This window comes from Hornefia butyriciproducens (assembly GCF_009695915.1).
GTDB classification, from domain to species: Bacteria; Bacillota; Clostridia; order Peptostreptococcales; family Anaerovoracaceae; genus Aminicella; species Aminicella butyriciproducens.
Window position 1 is genome coordinate 1 of sequence record NZ_VUMZ01000003.1, and the last position, 20,091, is coordinate 20,091.

22 protein-coding genes and 1 pseudogene are annotated in these 20,091 nt (G+C 51.7%); 16 read left to right on the forward strand and 7 right to left on the reverse strand.

Annotated elements, in window-relative coordinates:
* Nucleotides 1-217: transposase family protein (locus FYJ64_RS03670; protein WP_206045534.1), on the reverse strand; the 217-nt coding region annotated here is incomplete at its 3' end.
* A 246-nt stretch (nt 218-463) separates the two neighbouring features.
* Between FYJ64_RS03670 and FYJ64_RS03675 the strand changes: the two genes are divergently transcribed.
* From FYJ64_RS03675 to FYJ64_RS03700, 6 genes are all read left to right on the forward strand, one after another.
* Nucleotides 464-1,555, forward strand: coding sequence for an alanine racemase (locus FYJ64_RS03675; protein ID WP_154573898.1), 1,092 nt, complete (start codon nt 464-466; stop codon nt 1,553-1,555).
* Nucleotides 1,548-2,372 carry a hypothetical protein gene (locus FYJ64_RS03680; protein WP_154573899.1) on the forward strand — a complete coding sequence of 275 codons (825 nt, stop codon included), beginning with the start codon at nt 1,548-1,550 and terminating at the stop codon, nt 2,370-2,372. The genes FYJ64_RS03675 and FYJ64_RS03680 overlap by 8 nt, the downstream gene beginning before the upstream one ends.
* Nucleotides 2,373-2,405: 33 nt before the next feature.
* The gene (locus FYJ64_RS03685; protein WP_154573900.1) at nt 2,406-3,392 is read left to right on the forward strand and encodes a LysO family transporter; all 987 of its coding nucleotides are present in this window, start codon (nt 2,406-2,408) and stop codon (nt 3,390-3,392) included.
* Nucleotides 3,393-3,512: 120 nt separating this feature from the next.
* Nucleotides 3,513-4,553 (forward strand): LysO family transporter, encoded by a 1,041-nt coding sequence (locus FYJ64_RS03690; RefSeq protein WP_154573901.1) that lies wholly within the window; start codon nt 3,513-3,515, stop codon nt 4,551-4,553.
* A gap of 193 nt (nt 4,554-4,746) precedes the next feature.
* Entirely contained in the window at nt 4,747-5,556 is an 810-nt protein-coding gene (locus tag FYJ64_RS03695; protein ID WP_154573902.1) for an AAA family ATPase, read from the forward strand.
* Nucleotides 5,557-5,560: 4 nt separating this feature from the next.
* Nucleotides 5,561-6,751, forward strand: coding sequence for a vWA domain-containing protein (locus FYJ64_RS03700; protein ID WP_154573903.1), 1,191 nt, complete (start codon nt 5,561-5,563; stop codon nt 6,749-6,751).
* A gap of 208 nt (nt 6,752-6,959) precedes the next feature.
* Here FYJ64_RS03700 and lexA read toward each other — a convergent pair whose 3' ends face one another.
* Both lexA and FYJ64_RS03710 read right to left on the reverse strand, forming a co-directional pair.
* The gene (gene lexA, locus FYJ64_RS03705) at nt 6,960-7,643 is read right to left on the reverse strand and encodes a transcriptional repressor LexA (RefSeq protein ID WP_154573904.1); all 684 of its coding nucleotides are present in this window, start codon (nt 7,641-7,643) and stop codon (nt 6,960-6,962) included.
* Nucleotides 7,644-7,898: 255 nt separating this feature from the next.
* Entirely contained in the window at nt 7,899-9,248 is a 1,350-nt protein-coding gene (locus FYJ64_RS03710; RefSeq protein WP_154573905.1) for a Na+/H+ antiporter NhaC family protein, read from the reverse strand.
* Between the two features lie 178 nt (nt 9,249-9,426).
* Here FYJ64_RS03710 and FYJ64_RS11645 point away from each other — a divergent pair, with 178 nt between their 5' ends.
* From FYJ64_RS11645 to FYJ64_RS03745, 8 genes are all read left to right on the forward strand, one after another.
* Nucleotides 9,427-9,552, forward strand: coding sequence for a hypothetical protein (locus FYJ64_RS11645; protein WP_268891398.1), 126 nt, complete (start codon nt 9,427-9,429; stop codon nt 9,550-9,552).
* A 52-nt stretch (nt 9,553-9,604) separates the two neighbouring features.
* Nucleotides 9,605-10,948, forward strand: coding sequence for a Na+/H+ antiporter NhaC family protein (locus FYJ64_RS03715; RefSeq protein ID WP_154573906.1), 1,344 nt, complete (start codon nt 9,605-9,607; stop codon nt 10,946-10,948).
* 33 nt (nt 10,949-10,981) lie between these two features.
* Nucleotides 10,982-11,776, forward strand: coding sequence for a precorrin-2 C(20)-methyltransferase (cobI, locus tag FYJ64_RS03720; RefSeq protein WP_154573907.1), 795 nt, complete (start codon nt 10,982-10,984; stop codon nt 11,774-11,776).
* A 40-nt stretch (nt 11,777-11,816) separates the two neighbouring features.
* Complete coding sequence (locus FYJ64_RS03725) at nt 11,817-12,188, forward strand: hypothetical protein (protein ID WP_154573908.1); 372 nt, start codon at nt 11,817-11,819, stop codon at nt 12,186-12,188.
* A 74-nt stretch (nt 12,189-12,262) separates the two neighbouring features.
* Nucleotides 12,263-13,270, forward strand: coding sequence for a metal ABC transporter substrate-binding protein (locus FYJ64_RS03730; protein ID WP_154573909.1), 1,008 nt, complete (start codon nt 12,263-12,265; stop codon nt 13,268-13,270).
* Nucleotides 13,271-13,272: 2 nt separating this feature from the next.
* Nucleotides 13,273-13,980: a metal ABC transporter ATP-binding protein gene (locus FYJ64_RS03735; RefSeq protein ID WP_154573910.1), complete on the forward strand. Its 708-nt coding sequence runs from the start codon at nt 13,273-13,275 to the stop codon at nt 13,978-13,980.
* A complete protein-coding gene (locus FYJ64_RS03740) occupies nt 13,980-14,837 on the forward strand; it encodes a metal ABC transporter permease (RefSeq protein WP_235897111.1) in 858 nt (285 codons plus the stop codon). Before FYJ64_RS03735 ends, FYJ64_RS03740 begins: the two co-directional genes overlap by 1 nt.
* Nucleotides 14,837-15,397 (forward strand): hypothetical protein, encoded by a 561-nt coding sequence (locus FYJ64_RS03745; protein WP_154573911.1) that lies wholly within the window; start codon nt 14,837-14,839, stop codon nt 15,395-15,397. The genes FYJ64_RS03740 and FYJ64_RS03745 overlap by 1 nt, the downstream gene beginning before the upstream one ends.
* A 38-nt stretch (nt 15,398-15,435) precedes the next feature.
* Here FYJ64_RS03745 and FYJ64_RS03750 read toward each other — a convergent pair whose 3' ends face one another.
* Entirely contained in the window at nt 15,436-16,575 is a 1,140-nt protein-coding gene (locus FYJ64_RS03750) for an aldo/keto reductase (RefSeq protein ID WP_154573912.1), read from the reverse strand.
* A 125-nt stretch (nt 16,576-16,700) separates the two neighbouring features.
* Here FYJ64_RS03750 and FYJ64_RS03755 point away from each other — a divergent pair, with 125 nt between their 5' ends.
* The gene (locus FYJ64_RS03755; RefSeq protein WP_154573913.1) at nt 16,701-17,153 is read left to right on the forward strand and encodes a MerR family transcriptional regulator; all 453 of its coding nucleotides are present in this window, start codon (nt 16,701-16,703) and stop codon (nt 17,151-17,153) included.
* A gap of 212 nt (nt 17,154-17,365) precedes the next feature.
* Nucleotides 17,366-18,549 (forward strand): annotated as a pseudogene (locus FYJ64_RS03760) (IS256 family transposase).
* A 161-nt stretch (nt 18,550-18,710) separates the two neighbouring features.
* Here FYJ64_RS03760 and FYJ64_RS03765 read toward each other — a convergent pair.
* From FYJ64_RS03765 to FYJ64_RS11875, 3 genes are all read right to left on the reverse strand, one after another.
* Nucleotides 18,711-18,899, reverse strand: a complete 189-nt coding sequence (locus tag FYJ64_RS03765) for a hypothetical protein (protein ID WP_154573914.1) — start codon at nt 18,897-18,899, stop codon at nt 18,711-18,713.
* A 131-nt stretch (nt 18,900-19,030) separates the two neighbouring features.
* Nucleotides 19,031-19,444, reverse strand: a complete 414-nt coding sequence (locus FYJ64_RS03770) for a hypothetical protein (protein ID WP_154573915.1) — start codon at nt 19,442-19,444, stop codon at nt 19,031-19,033.
* A gap of 106 nt (nt 19,445-19,550) precedes the next feature.
* Complete coding sequence (locus FYJ64_RS11875; protein ID WP_465250609.1) at nt 19,551-20,018, reverse strand: recombinase family protein; 468 nt, start codon at nt 20,016-20,018, stop codon at nt 19,551-19,553.
* Nucleotides 20,019-20,091 lie beyond the last annotated feature (73 nt).

The window sequence follows — 20,091 nt, forward strand, 5'->3', positions numbered from 1 at the left end:
AATGCAGGATCGTATCATAGCCGCTGATGGAGACGTCCCGGACCAGTTGTGTCCGGTAATCATGAACCTTGCTGGTGACGGCTCCGCATTTCGGGCAGTGGTGCAGGCGCTGCTGCATCCTTAGATGGATATGCATTTGCCTGCCGGAGCATTCTATATTTGTGACGATTACATCTTCCAATTGAAGCAGTTTTTCGATACAATCTCTGTAGAGCATTGATTACCTCCTGAGGGTTTTGTTTCGCAGCTTTATTCTACAGGATTTTGGTATTTGATGCTCTTACTTTTTCAATCTAAAGATGGCTCACAGACAGTGAGCCACCCCAACATATTTTTTAGAACCCCTATTTTTGTGTAACCGCCCAAAGCGATTGAATTTCCTGTCGGGATGTAATAGAATATTTATTAGTGACAGTAGAGCTTGTCTACTTGCCATGATATACGATGAAAGGAAGTACTATATATGGTAAAACAGCTATATCCGAGAGTTGAAATCAACCTGGACTATTTGAAGGAAAACGCGGAGCAGATGGTGAAGCGGTGTGCGGACAAAGGTATTGAGATTGCCGGTGTAATCAAGGGCACGACGGGACTTCCGGAATGCGCCAAGGCTTTCGCGGAGGGCGGATGCACCATGATTGCTTCTTCGCGTCTGGAGCAATTGGAGGATGCGCGGAATGCGGGCATAGAACTGCCGTTTCTGCTGCTGCGTGTGCCGATGCCCAGCGAGATTCCGGAGGTTATCCGGCTGACGGATATCAGTCTGAACAGCGAGCTTTCCGTTTTGAAGGCGCTGAATGAAGAGGCCGGAAGGCAGAACCGGAAACACGGGATCATTCTCATGGCGGATCTGGGCGATCTGCGGGAAGGTTACTGGGACAAGAATGAGATGACAGATGTGGCGGAACAGGTGGAAACCGGGATGGAACATCTGGAACTGGCAGGCGTGGGTACTAATCTGGGCTGCTACGGCTCAATCTTGGCAACAAAGGAAAAACTGGACGAACTGGTGGATGTTGCGGAACGCATTGAGGCGAGAATCGGCAGAAAGCTCCGGTACATTTCCGGCGGCGCGACAAGCAGCCTGATGCGAGTTCTGGATGAGGACATTCCCGAACGGATTAATATGCTCCGTTGCGGAGAGGGAATCCTTCTGGCCAGGGATCTGGAACTGTTTTACGGTTATGATATGAGCTTTATGCATCAGGATGTGTACACACTGAAGGCAGAGGTTATTGAAGTGAAAGAAAAACCGACGCATCCGGTGGGACAGATCGCGGTGGATGCTTTCGGACACACCCCGGATTATGTGGACCGTGGAATCCGGAAGAGAGCGCTGCTGGGAATCGGTAAGGTCGATTACGGGAGCATCGAGGACATCTTCCCGAGGGAGAAGGGAATTCAGGTGATCGGAGCCTCCAGCGATCATACGATTCTGGATGTTGAAGACTGCGGACGGGATCTGAAGCCCGGGGACATTATAGATTTCGATATCAACTATGCGTCTCTTGTCTACGTGACAAACTGCAGGAATGTGCAGATCATCTATGTATAGAGACACGCCTGTCAGAATTCCGGAGAAGGAGCTTCGTGTTTCTGCGGAGCGTCATTTCGCCCGGGCGGGCGGCCACGGCCTGACGGGGAAAGGCCGGGAGGTTTTTCTTTCCGGCGGGAGGCGGTACCGGGACGCGAGGATACAGAAGATTGATATCCGTGCGGTCGTTTCATTCTGTGATACAAAGCAGGAATCCCCGAACTCCGTTCTGCTGAAACACGCGCACGCCGCGAAATCTTCGGAATTCCCGGAGTATGTGCGCCTGACGGCGCCTGTGCTGGAACAGTACGCGAAAACTTCGGTAACGGGAGCTTACGTCTGGTTTCTGAGCGTTTCGGGGCTGGAATCCACCGGTGCCGGCGCGGACGGAGAGAAAGCCGTCGACATGGACGCCGGGAGCACCGGAGGCAAGGGTGAAGAGAAAGGCGCCGCCGACATGGACGATGGGAGCACCGAAGCCGGGAGCATAGAGTCCTTCTATGAAACGCTCTGGGAGGAAAGTTATCTGGCTGCGGCGGTTTCCCGGCTGAAGAAGGATCTTGCCGGAGGGATCCCTTCCGGATACTGCCTTTCCCCGCAGATGGGGCCGGGGTATTACGGAATGTCGATGGAGGAAATTTTCGCCTGCGGAAAACTGGCGGATCCCGGAGCCGCGGGCGTTGAAATTTCTGAGGCGGGGTCGATGCGGCCGGCAGCTGCCTCGGCAGGCATATATTTTGTGCTCCCGACGGGCGCCCCGGTTCCGGATCAGGCGTGCAGAAGCTGCGTGGGAGACCCTAGCGGATGCGGGTTTTGTCTCTTGCGGAACAAAGACTGATTCGATATAATAAAAAAGGAGAGGGAATCACTTATGGGAGATATGGCACTTTATCTGGGAATTACTGTCGTCGGATATTTTATCGGCGACCGGTACCGGAAAAAGGAAAGGAATCTGCCCTGGACCGCGAAGGTGCAGACTGCGGCGATCGCGGTGCTGGTTTTCGCTATGGGACTGCGAATCGGCGCCAACAGAGAAATCGTAGAGCAGCTGGATACCATCGGGCTGTACGCCTTTGTATTCACCATTGTCGTTATGGTGTTCAGCGTTGTGTGCATTTTTTTTGTGAGAAAACTGCTTGGAATCAATCGCTATGGACTTATGAAGACGGATCAGACAGAGGATCCGGTGGAGAAGGCCATCGAAGATAATCTGAGCGGTGCATCCGGGGGACGCGGCATCGACCCGATGACTCTTGTAATACTGGGTTTTGTTGCTGCCGGAATCGCTGCGGGATATTTCGGCTTTGCATTGCGGCTGAAGCATTTCGACAGTTTCAATGAGACGATCAGTCTGGTTATCAAACTCGGTCTCTGTACGCTGCTGATTTTCGTCGGAATCGATATCGGGATCGAAGGAAAGGTTGTTGCACACTTCCGAAAAGTGGGAATCCGGATCCTGGCTATTCCGGCCGCAGTTATCGTCGGGACGCTGGCGGGGTCCGCAGTCTGTGCGCTTTTCCTGCCGATCAGCCTAAAGGAATCGCTGGCGGTCGGCGCCGGCTTCGGCTGGTATACGCTGGCGCCCGGAATCATAATGGACCGGGGATTTGTCCTGGCGGGAGCGATCTGTTTTATGCATAATGTAATGCGTGAACTGCTGGGGATTCTCTCGATTCCGCTTGTTGCGAGATATGTGGGCTTTGTGGAGAGCTGCGGGCTTCCGGGTTCATCCTCAATGGATGTCTGCCTCCCGATCATCGAGCGGGCGACCAGCGGAACGACGGCGATTTATTCCTTTGTGAACGGCGTTGTGCTGTCTTTTGCCGTTCCGGTGCTGGTTACTTTGTTTATCGCGTAAAGCATTAGGTATCTGCTCATAAGTTTATGTTGGAGACGGTTAGTAATAAGCGGGCATTAAAACGGTGCCTGCCCGTTAGCTTCTGTCGGAATCAATGGGCGCTGACAAAGGAGAGGTTTTATGTTTTATGTCGCTCTGTATCTGAGCATGCTTGTAATTGGATATCTCGGAGGATACCGGATGCGGAATCGCCGGATCGGGGAGAAGGCGTCTGAGGTCATTATGATGGTGTTCATTTCCCTTCTGGTGCTGATTATGGGGCTTCGGATGGGATCAAATCAGCAGGTGATCGATAATATCGGACCAATCGGGCTGATCTCTCTTGCCTTTACCGTGCTGCTGTGGATCGGCACATGCTTCGCGGTATCGGTGGCGCGCAGGCTTATGCGTCTGGACAAATGGGGGTTCCTCCATGAAAAGACACCCGGCGGGCAGGGGAGTCTGACCGGAGACGGTGATACGCCGGAGGAGACGGTGATGCTGAAGCATATTGACGATGTAGAAGAAAACGCCGACCGGAAAACCGGAAATGACAACAGCATGACCCGTCTGATTCTTCTGATGCTGGCGCTCGGTCTTGCAATCGGATTCTTCGGGATTCGTACCGTACTGGATCACGAGCAGATGCTTGTCTTTGATGATCTGAGTTCCAAGGCGCTTGTGGTCGGCCTGTGCATCATGATTCTTGCGATCGGTTACGGCATGGGTCTCAGCGGTGAAGTGATCCGCGCCCTGAGCAAAATCGGAGCAAGGGTTCTGGTGATTCCTGTCGCGATTCTGGTGGGAACTACAATCTCGGCAATTCTGATCGGTCTGATCTTCCCGCAGATTACCGTGCGGGAATCCATGGCTATCGGATACGGCTACGGATGGTACACCTATGCGCCCATCTGTATCGGGCATGCCGGACATCAGGTGGCATCTGCCATCTCCTTCATGCACAACGTGCTGCGGGAACTGGGCGGTATCGTGCTGATTCCGGTTCTGGCAAAGAGGATCGGATATATTGAGACCGCATCGATTCCGGGTATCTGCGTTATGGATGTAGCGCTGCCGATTCTGCAGCGCGCGACGAGAGATGAAATTATCGCCTATGCCTTTGCCATCGGTCTGTTTGAGGAACTGCTTACAACTGTGCTGGTGCCGCTGGCAATCGGATAGGAGAGCGCTGTCGCATTCGCCGGCGGCGCATTTTGCGACGGCGGGAAATGCGCTGATGCGAAGATCAAGACGGCGATGCAGCCTGCGCCGGCGGGAAATGTCGGCATGAAGGCGGAGACGGGACTGCGTTGGCAGAACGCTGGGGAAATACGGCGGAGAATACAAAGAAGATAAAAGCATAAAGAGGAAAATAATGAAAAAATTCAGAGGAAGTAATGACTATGTAGCGTCCGGAGAACTGATGAACGCCGTGAACGTGGCAATCGCGCTGGAAAAGCCTTTGTTAATCAAGGGAGAGCCGGGAACGGGAAAGACCATGCTTGCCCAATCTATCGCCGACGCACTGGAGATGCCGCTGTATATCTGGGGAATCAAATCGACGACGCGGGCGCAGGAGGGCCTGTATGTCTATGACACGGTGCAGCGCCTGTATGACAGTCAGTTCGGCGAAGGTGATGTCTCGGACATTTCCCGGTACATCCGTCTCGGCAGGCTGGGTGAGGCGTTCACTTCCGAGGAACAGGCGGTTCTCCTTATCGATGAAATAGATAAGGCGGATCTGGAGTTCCCCAACGACCTGCTGTGGGAGCTGGACCGTATGGAATTCTATATTACAGAGACAAAGACTACGGTGAGAACAAAACATCGTCCGGTGGTGATCATCACGTCTAATGCGGAGAAGGAACTGCCGGATGCTTTTCTCCGCCGGTGTATTTTCCATTACATCGATTTCCCGGAGGAGGAAAAGATGCGGGAGATTATTCGGGTGCATTACGGAGACATCGACAGGAGACTAGTGGATGAAGCGATGAAGGCTTTTTATGACATCCGCCATATGAAAGATATTATGAAAAAACCGAGCACTTCGGAGCTGCTGGACTGGATTCAGGCGCTGCAGATCGGCGGTGTCGATGTGAAGAGGATCCGGGAGGAAATTCCCTATGTAGGCGTGCTGCTGAAGAAAAATCAGGATATCGAGCTCCTCAGGGCATATAGGAGATAAGCTGATGTTTATCCATTTTTTCTACACACTGCGGGAATACGGCCTGAATGTTTCGCTGGACGAATGGCTCTGTCTGATGGATGCTCTGGATCGGGGACTGGCCGGAAATTCGCTGCGGGAGTTTTATTATCTTTGCCGGAATGTTCTCGTGAAACGGGAGAGCGACTACGACAAATTTGATATGGCGTTCGCAGTTTTTTTTCAGTCGATTCAATCGGTGGATGAAATTCCGGAGGAATTATGGGACTGGCTGAATCAGGGTGAACTAGAGCGGGAACTCGAGGATATGCCGGAATGGGCGAAGGAATTCGACTTCGATACGCTGCAGAAGATGTTCCGGGAACGTCTGGAGGAGCAGAAAGAAAAGCACGACGGCGGAAATTACTGGGTCGGAACCGGAGGAACATCGCCCTTTGGCCACGGCGGCTACAATCCCGCGGGAATCAGGGTCGGCGGCGCAGGACGACACCGGTCGGCGGTGCAGATTGCGGAGGATCGCAACTTCCGCGATTTCCGGCAGGACAATGAACTTGATACCCGTCAGTTTCAGATGGCTTTCCGGAAGCTGCGGCAGTTTTCCACCCGGGTAGACACGGCGAAAACAGAACTGGACATCGATGAGACCATTGACGCCACCTGTGAGAATGCGGGACTTCTGAGACTTGTCTATGAAAAGCCCCGAAAGAACACCGTCAAGCTGCTTCTGATGATGGATGCGGGCGGCTCCATGTATCAGCACAGCGAACTCTGCAGCAGACTGTTCCAGGCGCTGCACGATTCAACACACCTGAAAGATCTGAAAATCTATTATTTCCATAACTGTGTCTATGATTACCTTTATACGGATCCCTCCTGCGCGAACGGCCGCTGGATCGAGACCGAGTGGGTGCTCAGAAATCTGGATTCAGACTATAAGGTGATTCTGGTGGGAGACGCGGCAATGTCCAGCTATGAGTTATTGTCCCGGGGAGGAAATCTGGACTGGTATGTCTACAACAAAGAACCCGGCATCGACTGGCTGAAAAAACTGGAGAGGCACTATAAAAATATCGTCTGGCTGAATCCCATAAAAAAAGAACGCTGGGGATACGCATGGGGATCCCGTACCATCGCACTGGTACGGGAGGTGTTTCCGATGTATGAGCTGACGCTCGATGGGCTGGACGCCGCAATACAGAAACTTCTTTCACGATAAACCGAAGAGAACCGGCCGGGTAGGCCTGTCTCGTTTCGAGGACATAAAACTTTACCGGCGGCTAACCTTTACTGAACGGGTTGAAGGTTAGCCGCTGATCTCGCTTCAAGGGCATAGGACAACATCGACCGGTTAATAAGCAGCAGGTCGATTAAGCTGCCGCCGGCAGGTAGGGTTTCTGGCGGGTTGTGCAAGGCTCAGTTACGGTTCAGTTCAGGTAGCGGAAGACGCCGCGTACCTTCCCCTGAATGCTCACATCCCGAACGATAATCGGGCTCATGGTGTCATTTTCCGGTTGAAGGCGGATGTGATCATCCTCTTTGTAATAGGTTTTCACAGTCGCTTCACTTTCAAATCCGTCAATCATAGCAACGACAATGTCGCCGTTTTCTGCGGTGTTCTGCTGTTCGACGAGGATCAGATCCCCATCCATGATTCCCACGTTGATCATGGATTCACCGCGAACGCGGAGCATGAAACAGGTTCCCTGAACGAACTGTGCGGGAACAGGGAAGGTTCCGTCCATATTTTCCTCCGCGGTGATCGGCGTACCGGCGGCGACGCGTCCGATAACGGGGATATCGATGATGTCCTCGCGCTCCGGCGCCGGATCGGGTGTTTGCTGCGGAGCGGCGTTTTCAGGGGAGACCGGGGTATCGGTTTCCGGCCCGTCTTCCTCCTGCGGTACCAGAACCAGTGCCCGGGGCTTAGCCGGATCCTTGCGAAGATAGCCTTTCTCCACCAAAGCGCCGATGGCCTTATGAGCTGTAGAGGTGGATTTGATTCCGACGGCCGCACAGATCTCGCGGACAGTAGGCGGATATCCCTTGGTTCGGATTTCCTCTCTCATGAAATCCAGTATCTTCTGTTCTTTTTCTTTTAAATCAGCCATAGCGTCCCCCTGTAAATGATTTATACAGAAAGTATAACACAACGCGAACAAAAAGTAAACATTTGTTCGCGTGTTCGCGTATGCTTTTTATTCAGCTTTAGCCGATGTTTGTGCCGTATTTTCGGGTAAAACGAATGAAAATCCCTGTGGCGTGACACAGGACATGCCTTCCGTATTTTGGCTGCTTCAGGCGTATTCGACGAATCAGCACGCAAAAAGCGCCGGCAGCATGTAACCGGCGCGGGAGCGGAACGCTCAGCTGACTTTTTTGTTCTCGAGATCTTTCGTGGTCCTCTGTGCCCGGACGGGTCTGTCGACGATGATGGAAATAATGACACAGACCAGGAGCAGGAACTGATAGAAGAGGAACGGAATGATAGAGACGCTGGTGATTTTGGCGATGCTGGCCGCGATCAGCAGCTGTGCGCCATAGGGAATGATACCCTGGCAGATGCAAGAGAATATATCGATAAGCGACGCAGTCTTGCGCGGATCGATGCCGAACTCGGTGCTGATATCCTTTGCGATCGGTCCGGCCATCACGATAGCTACTGTGTTATTCGCCGTCGCGATATCCATCAGGGCGGTCAGCAGCCCTATGCCGAGCATGCCGCCTCTCCGTGTTCTGGAGTGATTCCGGATTGTCTGAAGAATCCATTCAAAACCGCCGTATTCCCGCATCAGCGATCCCATGGAGGCGACCAGAATCGTGACGATCATGGTCTCGAACATATTTTTTGTGCCTTCTCCCATGGCGCTGAACGCTGTGGCGATGGTAAGAGAGCCGGTAGCGAGGCCCACGATGCCGCAGAGTATTGTGCCGCATCCCAGAACGATAAAAACATTTATTCCGCAGAGAGAGGCCAGCAGTACGACGAAATACGGGATGGCCTGCCAGACATTGTACTGATAGTGCTGCAGATCGGCGGAGCCTCCCGTCATCGCAAAGGCGATCAGGATGGCAAAGGTGATAATAGCTGCGGGAAGTGCGATATGGAAATTAACCCGGAATTTATCTTTCATTTCCACGCCCTGCGTCTTGGTTGCCGCGATGGTGGTGTCGGAGATGAAAGACAGGTTGTCGCCGAACATGGCGCCCCCGACGACCGTTCCGACGCAGAACGGCAGACTGAGGCCTGCGCTGTTGGCTACGACAAAGACAATCGGGACGAGCACGGTGATCGTTCCGACGCTGGTTCCCATGGCCATGGAAATCAGACAGGCGATCAGAAACAGACAGGGAATAGCGAAGTTCGGCGGGATGATGTTCAGGAGCATATAGGCAGTACTGGTCGCTCCGCCGGAGGCCTGGGCAATTCCGCTGAATGCACCGGCCATCAGGAAGATAAACAGCATGATCGTGATATTGTCATCACCGATGCCCCCGGCGCAGACGTGAATCTTCTCATCAAACGACAGCTTCGGGTTCTGAAGAAAGGCCACAACCAGAGCCACCATGAACGCAACGACGACAGACATGACATAGAAGCCCATCTGTCCGCTCCTGGGCCTGATATACTCATAATAGATCCCGCTTCCCAGATAGAGAACGAGAAAGACTAAAATCGGAGCCAGAGCTCTGACATTCGGTGTTTTCTTTTCCATTTATACGCCTCCATAATATCTCAATAAATCAGACGGCCGCGAACATTTTGCCAATGCCGGGCACCCTTCCATTGGATGGTGCGCCGCGGCGCTGCTGATAAACTGCCGTCAGCGCCCATTAAGTCCGATGGGGACTTAATGAGCAGACACTACATTATATCACAGTCCGCGGATATTTGTGAAGAGGAAACAAGAAGAGGAAACAAAGGGAAGGAAAGAAAAGAGGGCGAAAACAGGAGCAGATGGAAAACCGTACGGGACCGGCGGGTGGCAGAAATCGCAGGAACAGTGGATTTACAAATAAAAGGGGCTGTGATAAACTTGTTTCAGTAACTGTTTTGGCGTAGGAGTGAGAAATGGATCTTCTGATTGCGTTTTGTGTTTTTGTGGGATGTATGGTCGCCGCTCTGATCAGCGGAACCTCTATGATCCTCGCGCTGCTTGCAGGTCTGGCGGCGTTCGCGGCTGTGGGGCTGCACCGGGGATATCCGCTGCGGAAACTCTGCGGAATGGGAATCCGCGGAGCCCGGGAATCTCTCATCGTCATTGAGGTGATGTGTGTGATCGGTTTCATCACAGCAGCCTGGAGAGTGAGCGGCACGATTACGATTTTTGTGTACTACGGGATTAAGATTATCACGCCGTCGGCGTTTCTGATCATTACGTTCCTTCTGTCCTGTCTGCTCAGCTATGCGTTGGGAACATCCTTCGGAGTCGCCGGGACGGTGGGTGTCATTTTTATGACGCTTGCCAGAAGCGGAGGCGTGGATCCGCTGATTACCGCCGGCGTACTGATGAGCGGCGTCTATTTCGGGGATCGCGGCTCCCCGGTTTCGTCCAGTGCGAATATGGTGGCGGGGATCACAGGAACAAAGATTTTCGACAATGTCCGTGTCATGATGCGGACCGCTGCCGTTCCGCTGGCACTGTGTTTTGTCGTCTACGCGGTTCTGTCTGTGCGGAACCCGATCAGTCATGTAGACAACGCTCTGGTTTCGGAATTCGAATCGGCGTTTAATCTCTCCCTGTGGGCTTTTGTACCGGCTGTCATCATGCTACTTCTGCCGCTGCTTCACGTTAGCGTCATGATTTCCATGGGACTCAGCATCGCCGCAGGAATTCTGGTGGCCTGGCAGGTGCAGGGCGTTCCGCTGCTGAAGGTTCTGCAGATCTGTGTAATCGGTTATCAGGCGGAGGGAAACGGTCTGGGCAGGATTCTCAACGGAGGCGGCCTGGTGTCCATGCTGGAAATTATCGGGATCCTGCTGATTTCCTGTACCTATTCGGGGATTTTCAACGGGACGGGAATGCTTGATTCTCTGCAGCTCCGTCTGGAACGGGCGTGTACCCGCATCGGGCGGTTTCCTGTGATGCTGCTTCTTTCCCTGGCGTCTGCGGTGGTCTTCTGCAATCAGACGATTTCTACGCTGATGTGCAGTGACCTTCTGAAGAAGCCCTATCTGGACGGTGGGGGAAGCCGAGAGGAACTCGCCATCGATATGGAGAATTCCGTTATTCTGATTGCGTGCTTTATTCCCTGGAGCATCGGGTGCTCCGTGCCGCTGGCTTTCTTCGGCGTGGACTTCCGGTGTCTGCCGTATGCGGCGTTCATGTATCTGATGCCTTTGTTTTATCTTTTCACAAAAAAGAGAACGTTTCCGGAACGGCAGAAGCCGGAAACTCTGACGCAGATGGGGTGATGAACTGATGAAAGAACAGACTGGAGGAGATGTATGAAGGGTACGTTATATGGAGTAGGGGTAGGACCGGGTAATCCGGAGCTGATGACGCTGGCGGCGGTGAGGATTATCCGCGAGTCTGCGGTAATTGCCTGCCCGGGGAAGGATGCGCGGCAGAGTACGGCGTACAGGATTGCGGTACAGGCGGAGCCGTCTCTGGCGACAAAGGAATTGCTGGCGGTGGATATGCCGATGACCCGCGACAGAGCGGAACTGACAAAGTCTTTCCGGCAGGGAGCGCTGCTTCTGGAGTCCTTTCTGAAGCAGGGGAAGGATGTGGCGTTTCTGACACTGGGGGATCCGGCGGTATATTCCACGTTTGCTTATCTGGAGGAACGGATCGCCGGGCTGGGATATCCGACCGGATATATCAGCGGCGTACCGTCCTTCTGTGCGGCGGCGGCAGAAGCCGGAGTGCCGCTGACGGAATGGGATGAGGCGCTGCATATTATTCCCGCCGGTCAGATGGATGAGTCGGAACTGGAGGAGACGCTCCGCCTGCCGGGAACCTGTGCGCTGATGAAATCCGGAACACGCATGGATGCGGTAAAATCAGCCCTCGCCGGCAGCGGGAGGGAGGTTTACATGGTCGAAAACTGCGGGATGCTGGGTCAGAAAATCTACCGCGGAGCGGATTCGATTCCGGACACCGCCGGATATTTTTCGATGATTCTCGCGAAGGAAGAGAAAGGTTCAAATCAGCCGTCTGACGACCTCTCTGAAGGCGCGGAAAAGCGACGCTCTGAATCTGAAAGCATCCGCAATCCACTTGACAGCCGGGGAAAATGAATTTAAAATTGAACGTAGTTTTCAATTTCAGAAGGAATTCATGAATCAGATATTCCCGCATAAAATCGGGGACAGAGAAGAAGGGAGGGGAGCAGCCGTGCTGAGGATGACAGGTTTTCATACCAGAGAAAGGTTCACTGCTGTTTTTCTCAGCGTTCTTCTGCTGGCAACGGTCGTTCTGGCCACCTTCTATATCGCGGAGGAGTCCGATCACCACTGTTCGGGCGACGACTGCCCGATCTGTGTCTGTCTGCACCAGTGTGAGAATATCGTCCAGACGCTGTACGGCGGTGACACTCCGTCGCCCGCGGCGGGAACCGCGGCAGTGTTCTTTACCGTCCTTTCTCTCATTTTTTCATATTTTGCAGCAGCGGATACTCTGATTGTCCGCAAAGTCCGGATGAACAACTGAAAATACCCTTTCTGACGGCGTGAGCCGCGAGTCAATGCTATCTTACGACGAAAAAAGAAAGGGTCAGTTATGTTATGAAAAAAACAGCAGTAATTCTTCTGGCGGCAGTGGTCTTTGTAGTGGCTGCTCTCTCAGGCTGCGCGAAAGACAGCGGCAATTCAGAGTCGAAAACTTCCGCGGAAAGCAAAAAAATAAAAATCGTTACAACTATATTCCCGGAATATGACTGGGTCACACAGATCCTCGGCAGCAAAGCGGATCAGGCAGAGGTGACGATGCTTCTGGATAACGGAGTCGATCTGCACAGCTATCAGCCGACGACGGAGGACATCGCAAAGGTAAAATCCTGCGACCTGTTCATCTATGTCGGCGGTGAATCGGATGAATGGGTCAGCAAGGCACTGAAGGACTCCACAAACAAGAAAATGAAAGTGATCAATCTTCTGGATGTCCTGGGCGATTCTGTGAAAGAAGAGGAATCGAAAGAAGGAATGATGCCGGAAAAGGAAGAAGAGGAAGACGGCAGTGACGAGCCGGAGTACGATGAACACGTGTGGCTTTCACTGAAAAACGCGAAGGTGCTGACAAAAGCGGTCGCAAAGGAAATCGAAGCGCTGGATCCGGAGAACGCAAACACATACGGGAAAAACGAAGCTGAATATCTTCGTCAGCTATCTGCCCTGGACGAAAAATACAAAAAAGCGGTCCGACGGTCGGCAGGCAAAACACTGGTGGTCGGCGACCGTTTTCCGTTCCGTTACATGGTGGACGACTATGGATTGGAGTATTACGCCGCGTTTGCGGGCTGCTCCGCCGAGACGGAAGCCAGCTTCAAAACAATTTCGTTCCTGGCGAAGAAGGTGGATAAGCTTAAACTGAAGAATATCGCGACCATAGAGGGGTCCGACCGGAAAATCGCCAGGACGATTATAAAAAATACCGGGAAAAAGAGTCAGCACATTGTGACGCTGGATTCCATGCAGTCAACGACTTCTGAGGATGTGGAAAAGGGAAAGACCTACCTCGGCGTCATGACGGCGAACCTCGGCGTGCTGAAGAAAGCACTGCAGCGGGAGGAATAGTCATGGAACAGATCCGCTGCAATAATTTATCCATCGGTTACGGAGAGCAGGCCATCGCATCCGGCCTCAGTTTCAGTGTGAACGCGGGGGATTACCTCTGTATTGTAGGGGAAAACGGTGCGGGAAAGAGTACGCTGATGCGTACTCTTCTCGGCCTGCAGAAGCCGGTAAGCGGACAACCGGTCTACAGCCCGGATGTCCGGAAGAACGAAATCGGGTATCTCCCCCAGCAGATGCACACACAGCGGGATTTCCCCGCGACTGCCGGAGAGATCGTATTGTCCGGTTTCCAGGGGCAGACGGGATGGAGACCGTTCTACCGGAGGAGTGAAAAGGCAGAAGCCCGGGCGATCATGCGACGCCTTTGTATCGAAGAACTTGCGGGCAGAAGCTTTCGTAACCTCTCCGGCGGGCAGCAGCAGAAGGTTCTGCTGGCAAGGGCGCTGTGCGCCTCCGGGAAAATTCTGTTCATGGACGAGCCGGTGACAGGTCTGGATCCCGAGGCGACAAGGGAAATGTACGCGATAATCGGGGAACTCAACAGAGGAGGAACGACGATCGTCATGATCTCTCACGACATCCTCTCGGCGGTGCGCTACGCAGATCACATTCTCCATATTGGAAACGCCTGCTTTTTCGGCAGGAATGAGGACTATCTGCGCAGTGAAACAGGGAAGAGGTTCCTGAACCGGAGGGAGGTGGGGCTGTGATGACCGCAATCATGACGCTGACGGAGAAGCTGACGTTTTATCTGGACTACCCGTTTGTGCGGTACGCGATCATCGTCGGACTTCTGATCGCACTGGTGTCGTCACTGCTCGGGGTGACACTGGTTCTCCGCCATTTTTCCTATATCGGGGACGGACTGTCTCACGTAGCGTTCGGTGCGATGAGCGTGGCGGTCGTGCTGAAACTTTCTGACCGCATGCTTCTGATTCTTCCGGTCACTATATTCAGTGCGGTGATTCTTCTGAAATCGGGTCAGAACAGAAGAGTGAAGGGCGATGCTGCGGTCGCCATGCTGTCGGTGGGCGCTCTGGCTTTCGGATATCTTACGGTGAATGTGGCAGGAGCCTCGGCAAATGTATCGGGGGACGTCTGCAGCACTCTGTTCGGCTCGACGTCTATTCTGACGCTGACGACCGGGGAGGTGGCGCTGTGCGCAGTTCTTTCTGCGGTGACGCTGATGCTGTTTCTGCTGCTGTATAACCGGCTGTTTGCGCTGACCTTTGATGAAAATTTTGCCAGGGTATGCGGAATCAGCGTGGAATTTTATAACCTGCTTCTGGCGGTCATCATCGCAGTCATCATCGTGCTTGCGATGAACCTCGTCGGTGCGCTGCTGGTTTCGGCGCTGATCATCTTTCCAACCATGGCGGCAATGCGTCTGTTTGAGAGCTTTCGGGCAGTTACGGCTGCTTCCGCCGCAATCTCTGTGAGCTGTGCGCTGATCGGGATTCTCGTGTCAGTTCTCGCGGGGACTCCGGTGGGTTCCACCATTGTTGTCGCGGACGCGCTTGCGTTCGGTCTGAGCATGATTGCCGCGAGGCTGAGAGGAGGAGTGTGATGAAACAAAGTAAAATTCAGACATTCCGGGCGATCCTGTTGCTGTTTCTTTGTGCCCTGATCCTGACAGGTTGCGGAACAAAGAGTAACGAGACGCAGAAATCAGATTCCGCCCCGAAGACGACACAGAGTGAAAGTGCATCTTCTGATAACGGCAGTACGGAAACAGAAGCCTCAGACTCATCCAATGCGGACGGGAACGCCGGGAAAGAAAAAAATAGCAGGAAAAAGGGGCTTCTGGATCTGACGAAGATGAGCAGCACAGCGATTTATTCGGAGGTTTACAATATCATGATCGATCCGGACAGATATAAAGGAAGGATGATAAAGATAAAGGGTGTATGCTATATTACAAAGGATGATGCGTCGGGCAAGACGTATTACGCCTGTGTCATCAAGGACGCCACTGCGTGCTGCAGTCAGGGAATTGAATTCAAGTTGAGAAAAGGACTCAGTTATCCGGAGGATCAGTCGAAGATTACAGTAAAAGGAACCTTCACCACATATAAAGAAAAGAAAATGACATACTCGTGTCTGAAAAATGCAGTTCTGGAAAGATAAAGGGGATTCGGAAAAGACCGAATCCCTGAACACGAGTATCAGACAATATTTGCAAAATCACCCATCACCTCGGAGATTTTAATCTGCTGCGGACAGACCTTTTCACAGCTTCTGCAGTGCAGACATGCGGATGGCCGCTTATCTTCCGGGAACGCGGCCAGTGCCATCGGGGCGATGAAACCGACCTGACCTGACTTTGTTGTAAGTGTATGCTCGTTATACAGAGAGATCAGGCGCGGAATATCCAGACCTGCCGGACAGTGGTCAACGCAGTAGTGGCAGGCGGTACACGGCACAGTCTGTTCATCGGCCAGCTGTTCTGCAATCTGCATCAGAGTCTGCAGTTCCTCACCGTTCAAAGGCAGATCCTGCTCAAAGGTTTCGATGTTGGCCTTCAGCTGGGACTCGTCTGTCATACCGGAGAGAACCACTCTGACCTCCGGAAGCCCCTGCAGGAATCGAAACGCCCAGGCCGGGATTTCCTCCTGCGGGCGCAGTTCTTTCAGCCTGCTCTTCTGATCATCGTTCAGGTGCGCCAGCTTGCCTCCCCGGAGGGGTTCCATGACCCAGACCGGTATGTTATATTTCTTCAGAAGCTCGACTTTTTCCCGGCCGTGCTGGAATTCCCAGTCCAGATAGTTCAACTGCAGCTGGCAGAATTCCATGTCGTCGCCGTAGGCTTCAAGGAACCGTTTCAGTACAGGCAGTTCTCCGTGGCAGGAGAAGCCGAGGTGCCGGATGCGCCCGCACTCTCTCTGCTTACGCAGGTAATCCATAATGCCGTACCGGGGATCGAGGTACTGTTCGATGTTCATTTCACAGACATTGTGGAACAGATAGAAATCGAAGTAATCGTGTCCCGTCTTCTCGAGCTGTTTTTCGAATATCTCCTGAACCTTCGGCATATTGGCCAGATCGTATCCGGGAAATTTGGTGGCGAGGAAGTATTTGTCTCTGGGGAATCTGCGCAGCGCCTGTCCCATGACCTCTTCGGAGTGTCCTCCGTGATATCCCCATGCGGTGTCATAATAATTGACGCCGTGCTTCATGGCGTAATCCACCATGCGCATGGTCTTTTCCGCGTCGATTTTCGCATCGTCGCCGTCAATGACAGGCAGGCGCATCGCGCCGAATCCCAGCATGGACAGCTTCATATCCTTAAAGTTTCTGTATTGCATAATATCCTCCTAATGTTTCTCTGCTTGTCCGCATTGTTTTTTCGTCGGTTTTGATGTACAATCTATATGATATTACATGAACCTGACTTCAGGTCAATATATTTTTGTTAAGTGAAAGGAATTTTATGGAAACGTATACCATCGGGCAGATTTCGGAAATGTTTCAGCTGCCGGTGTCCACACTGAGATATTATGACAGGGAAGGACTTTTCCCTGAGCTTCGCCGTCAGTCCGGAAGACGGATATTCAGCGAACGTGAAGTTGAAGCGCTTCGCGTGATCGAGTGCTTGAAAAACTCCGGACTTGAGATTCGGGACATCAAACGGTTCATGCAGTGGTGCGGCGAGGGACCGTCTACCTATCCGCAGAGGAAACGGTTGTTTGAGGCCAGACGGAAGGCTGTGGAGGAGGAGATGGCGCACCTTCAGAAGACGCTGAATCTGCTGGAGTACAAATGCTGGTATTATGAAACCGCTATGCGCGACGGTGATGAAGAGGGCATACAGAACATGCTGCCGGATGGCCTGCCGAAGGAAATTCAGCGACTCTACGACGAAGTATTCAAAGCAGACGCATAAACGGTATCTCGATATACATAATGGCTAAGGTCATTAAACCTTAGCCATTAAATGTTTCCTAAGAGTATGAAATAATCTCTGTAAAAATTCATTTCTGAGGCCTTTCATGATACAATCAAAATCATGGAGGGCCTTAGATTATGGCAAAAAGAGAAAGAAAATCCGTACATCACGTGGAAATGACGGACGGGAAACGAGCGATCATTTAGGGACTGCTGCAGGAATATGATATCCAGAATGCTCAGGATATCCAGGACGCGTTGAAAGATCTTCTCGGTGGAACCATCAAAGAAATGATGGAAGCTGAGATGGATGACCATCTCGGGTATGAAAAGTCAGAGCGGACGAACGATGACAGTGAGGACCGTAATTACAGGAACGGCTACAAAAGCAAACGAGTCAATTCCAGCTATGGAAGTATGGATATCGATGTGCCGCAGGACCGAAATTCTTCCTTCGAGCCGAAAATCGTGAAGAAGCGTCAGAAAGACATTTCTGACATCGATCAGAAAATTATCTCCATGTACGCGAAAGGGATGACAACGAAGCAGATCTCGGAAACGATGCAGGATATCTATGGGTTCGAGGCGTCGGAGGGCTTCATTTCCAATGTTACAGACAAGATCCTCCCACAGATCGAAGAATGGCATAACCGGCCGCTTTCCGCGGTATATCCGATCATATTCATCGATGCATCCATTTCTCCGTACGGGAGGATAGTATCGTTCACAAGGTGGCCGCATATGTGGTTCTGGGAATCAACACCGAAGGAAAGAAGGAAGTCCTTTCTCTGGTCATCGGCGAGAACGAGAGCAGCAAATACTGGCTCACTGTATTGAATTCATTGAAAAACCGTGGTGTCCAAGACATTCTGATCCTCTGCTCGGACGGACTCTCCGGGATCAAAGAGGCGATCACAACTGCTTACCCGGAGACGGAGCAGCAGCGCTGCATCGTCCATATGGTGCGAAACACGCTGAAATATGTGGCAAACAAAGACATGAAAGAATTTGCCAAAGATCTGAAAACAGTCTATACGGTGGTAGATGAAGAAGCCGCTCTGGAGCAGCTCGAAAGAGTGAAAGGAAAATGGTTGCCGCAGTACCCGTATGCCATGAAACGCTGGTATGAGAACTGGGATGCCGTTTCTCCGATCTTCAAGTTTTCCGCGGACGTTCGGAAGGCATTTTACACGACCAATGCGATCGAGTCGCTGAATGCCACGCTGCGCAGGCTGAACCGTCAGAGGTCCGTATTTCCAAGCGCTCAGGCACTTCTGAAGGCGCTGTACCTGGCCACGTTCGAAGCCACCAGAAAATGGACGATGCCGATCCGGAACTGGGGTCAGATCCTGGGAGAACCGGCGATCATGTACCCGGACAGGATCCCAGAATAGAAAAAATCAGCTGATGTGTCGAAACCAGAAACGCCCGGAATTGCCGGGTGTCCTTGACATGCCAGCCGATTTCTGATAAACAGTAGACAGGTGCTGAAGGGGAGTTTTTCCCATTCAGATATATCTCATCTCATGAAAGGCCCCAAATTACAGAAAGAATTTCATGCTCCCTTTCCGGTATGATCCCCTCTGAACTCATTCTTAGGGATTAGGTACAGCCTCACTGCAGCTGTTGGGAGCGAGATGAATGCCGGTGATTCATACATGCTCTCAAAGATTCTCACAAAGCGTTCGTGTTCGCTTCTGGATTCCCACTTCTCTGGTGGATCTCTTTTCTTCTTTTTTGACATAAACTCTCCTTTCTGGACATAAAAAAACCACCGGACATTCTGAATTGAAAGCCTGGTGGCTATGTATTTCTTTGCTTGTTGAATTTATCTAACCATATTGTGGTAACTCTATTATATGAACTTCCAACAAGCTATTCATCGTATTCTTTAAATGTCAATTTTATTTCTTCACCTTCGGATGCAGTAGTTCTGCATCCGATTTCATATGGAACATTCTTATCACAACTCTCAATCAGTTTGGTTTCTTTTCCATTTAAGGAAAGTGATATTTCTTCATTTTCCTCATTTGCGTTTGTTCCTTTATCTTGACGAATAAGCAATATTAATATTGGATATTCGCTACAATTTGTAACATACAAACCGCCAGATACTGAACGAATGTAATCATCGCAATATGTTATTGTTGATTCATCATCAGCAACAACAATTTTCACTTGCTGGGAATCCGATTCATTTTGCTCATTTGCACCGCACCCCGTCATTATTGTAATGCAAAACACTACAGCAAAACACATAGTTATTACCCTTTTGACTGAATATTTCATTTAGTGCTCCTTTCTTAAACACAAATTTGTATATTTTGCCGTTGCAAACGAATTTCCTTTCACCTCAATCATCTCATCTGAACGTCTCATCGCTTCCATGTCAATCTTAACACACGTACATTGCAACCTCCAGATAGTTTCTTCCGATTCGACTCATATCTTTAGCAATCACTGTTGCTATCTCGCCATCTTCAATGTCACGAATCATTTCTTTCCAAGCGGGGCGATCAAAAGAACCGCCACTGTATCCGTCATCGGTGTAGTGTCTGATGTTCTCATAGTCCAGTGCCTCCATTTTCGCTGTAGCGGATTCCATTCCATTCTGGCGGAAGATCCTGCCGAGAAGGGCGATCATAGTACCCGGTTCATCCGAACAGGCCTCTGTTTCCAGCTTGCGTACGATCTCCAGGACCACTTCCTCATCCATTTCTTCGGTCATCTCAGCAAAATGCTCTGCAGCTCTCCTGGCAAGTGCATCCACTAACGGGCAGCCTGCGCAGCTTTCTGTTTCACGGGCTCCGGTTTCTCCCAGCCCCATTGCAATAATTTCCATTGTTTCCTTTGTTGTAGCCATCTCTTATCCTTTCTCCGAAAGCCGGATAGAAAAATAACCCCGCACCGGATTGTGCAGGGTCATGTATTCAGCT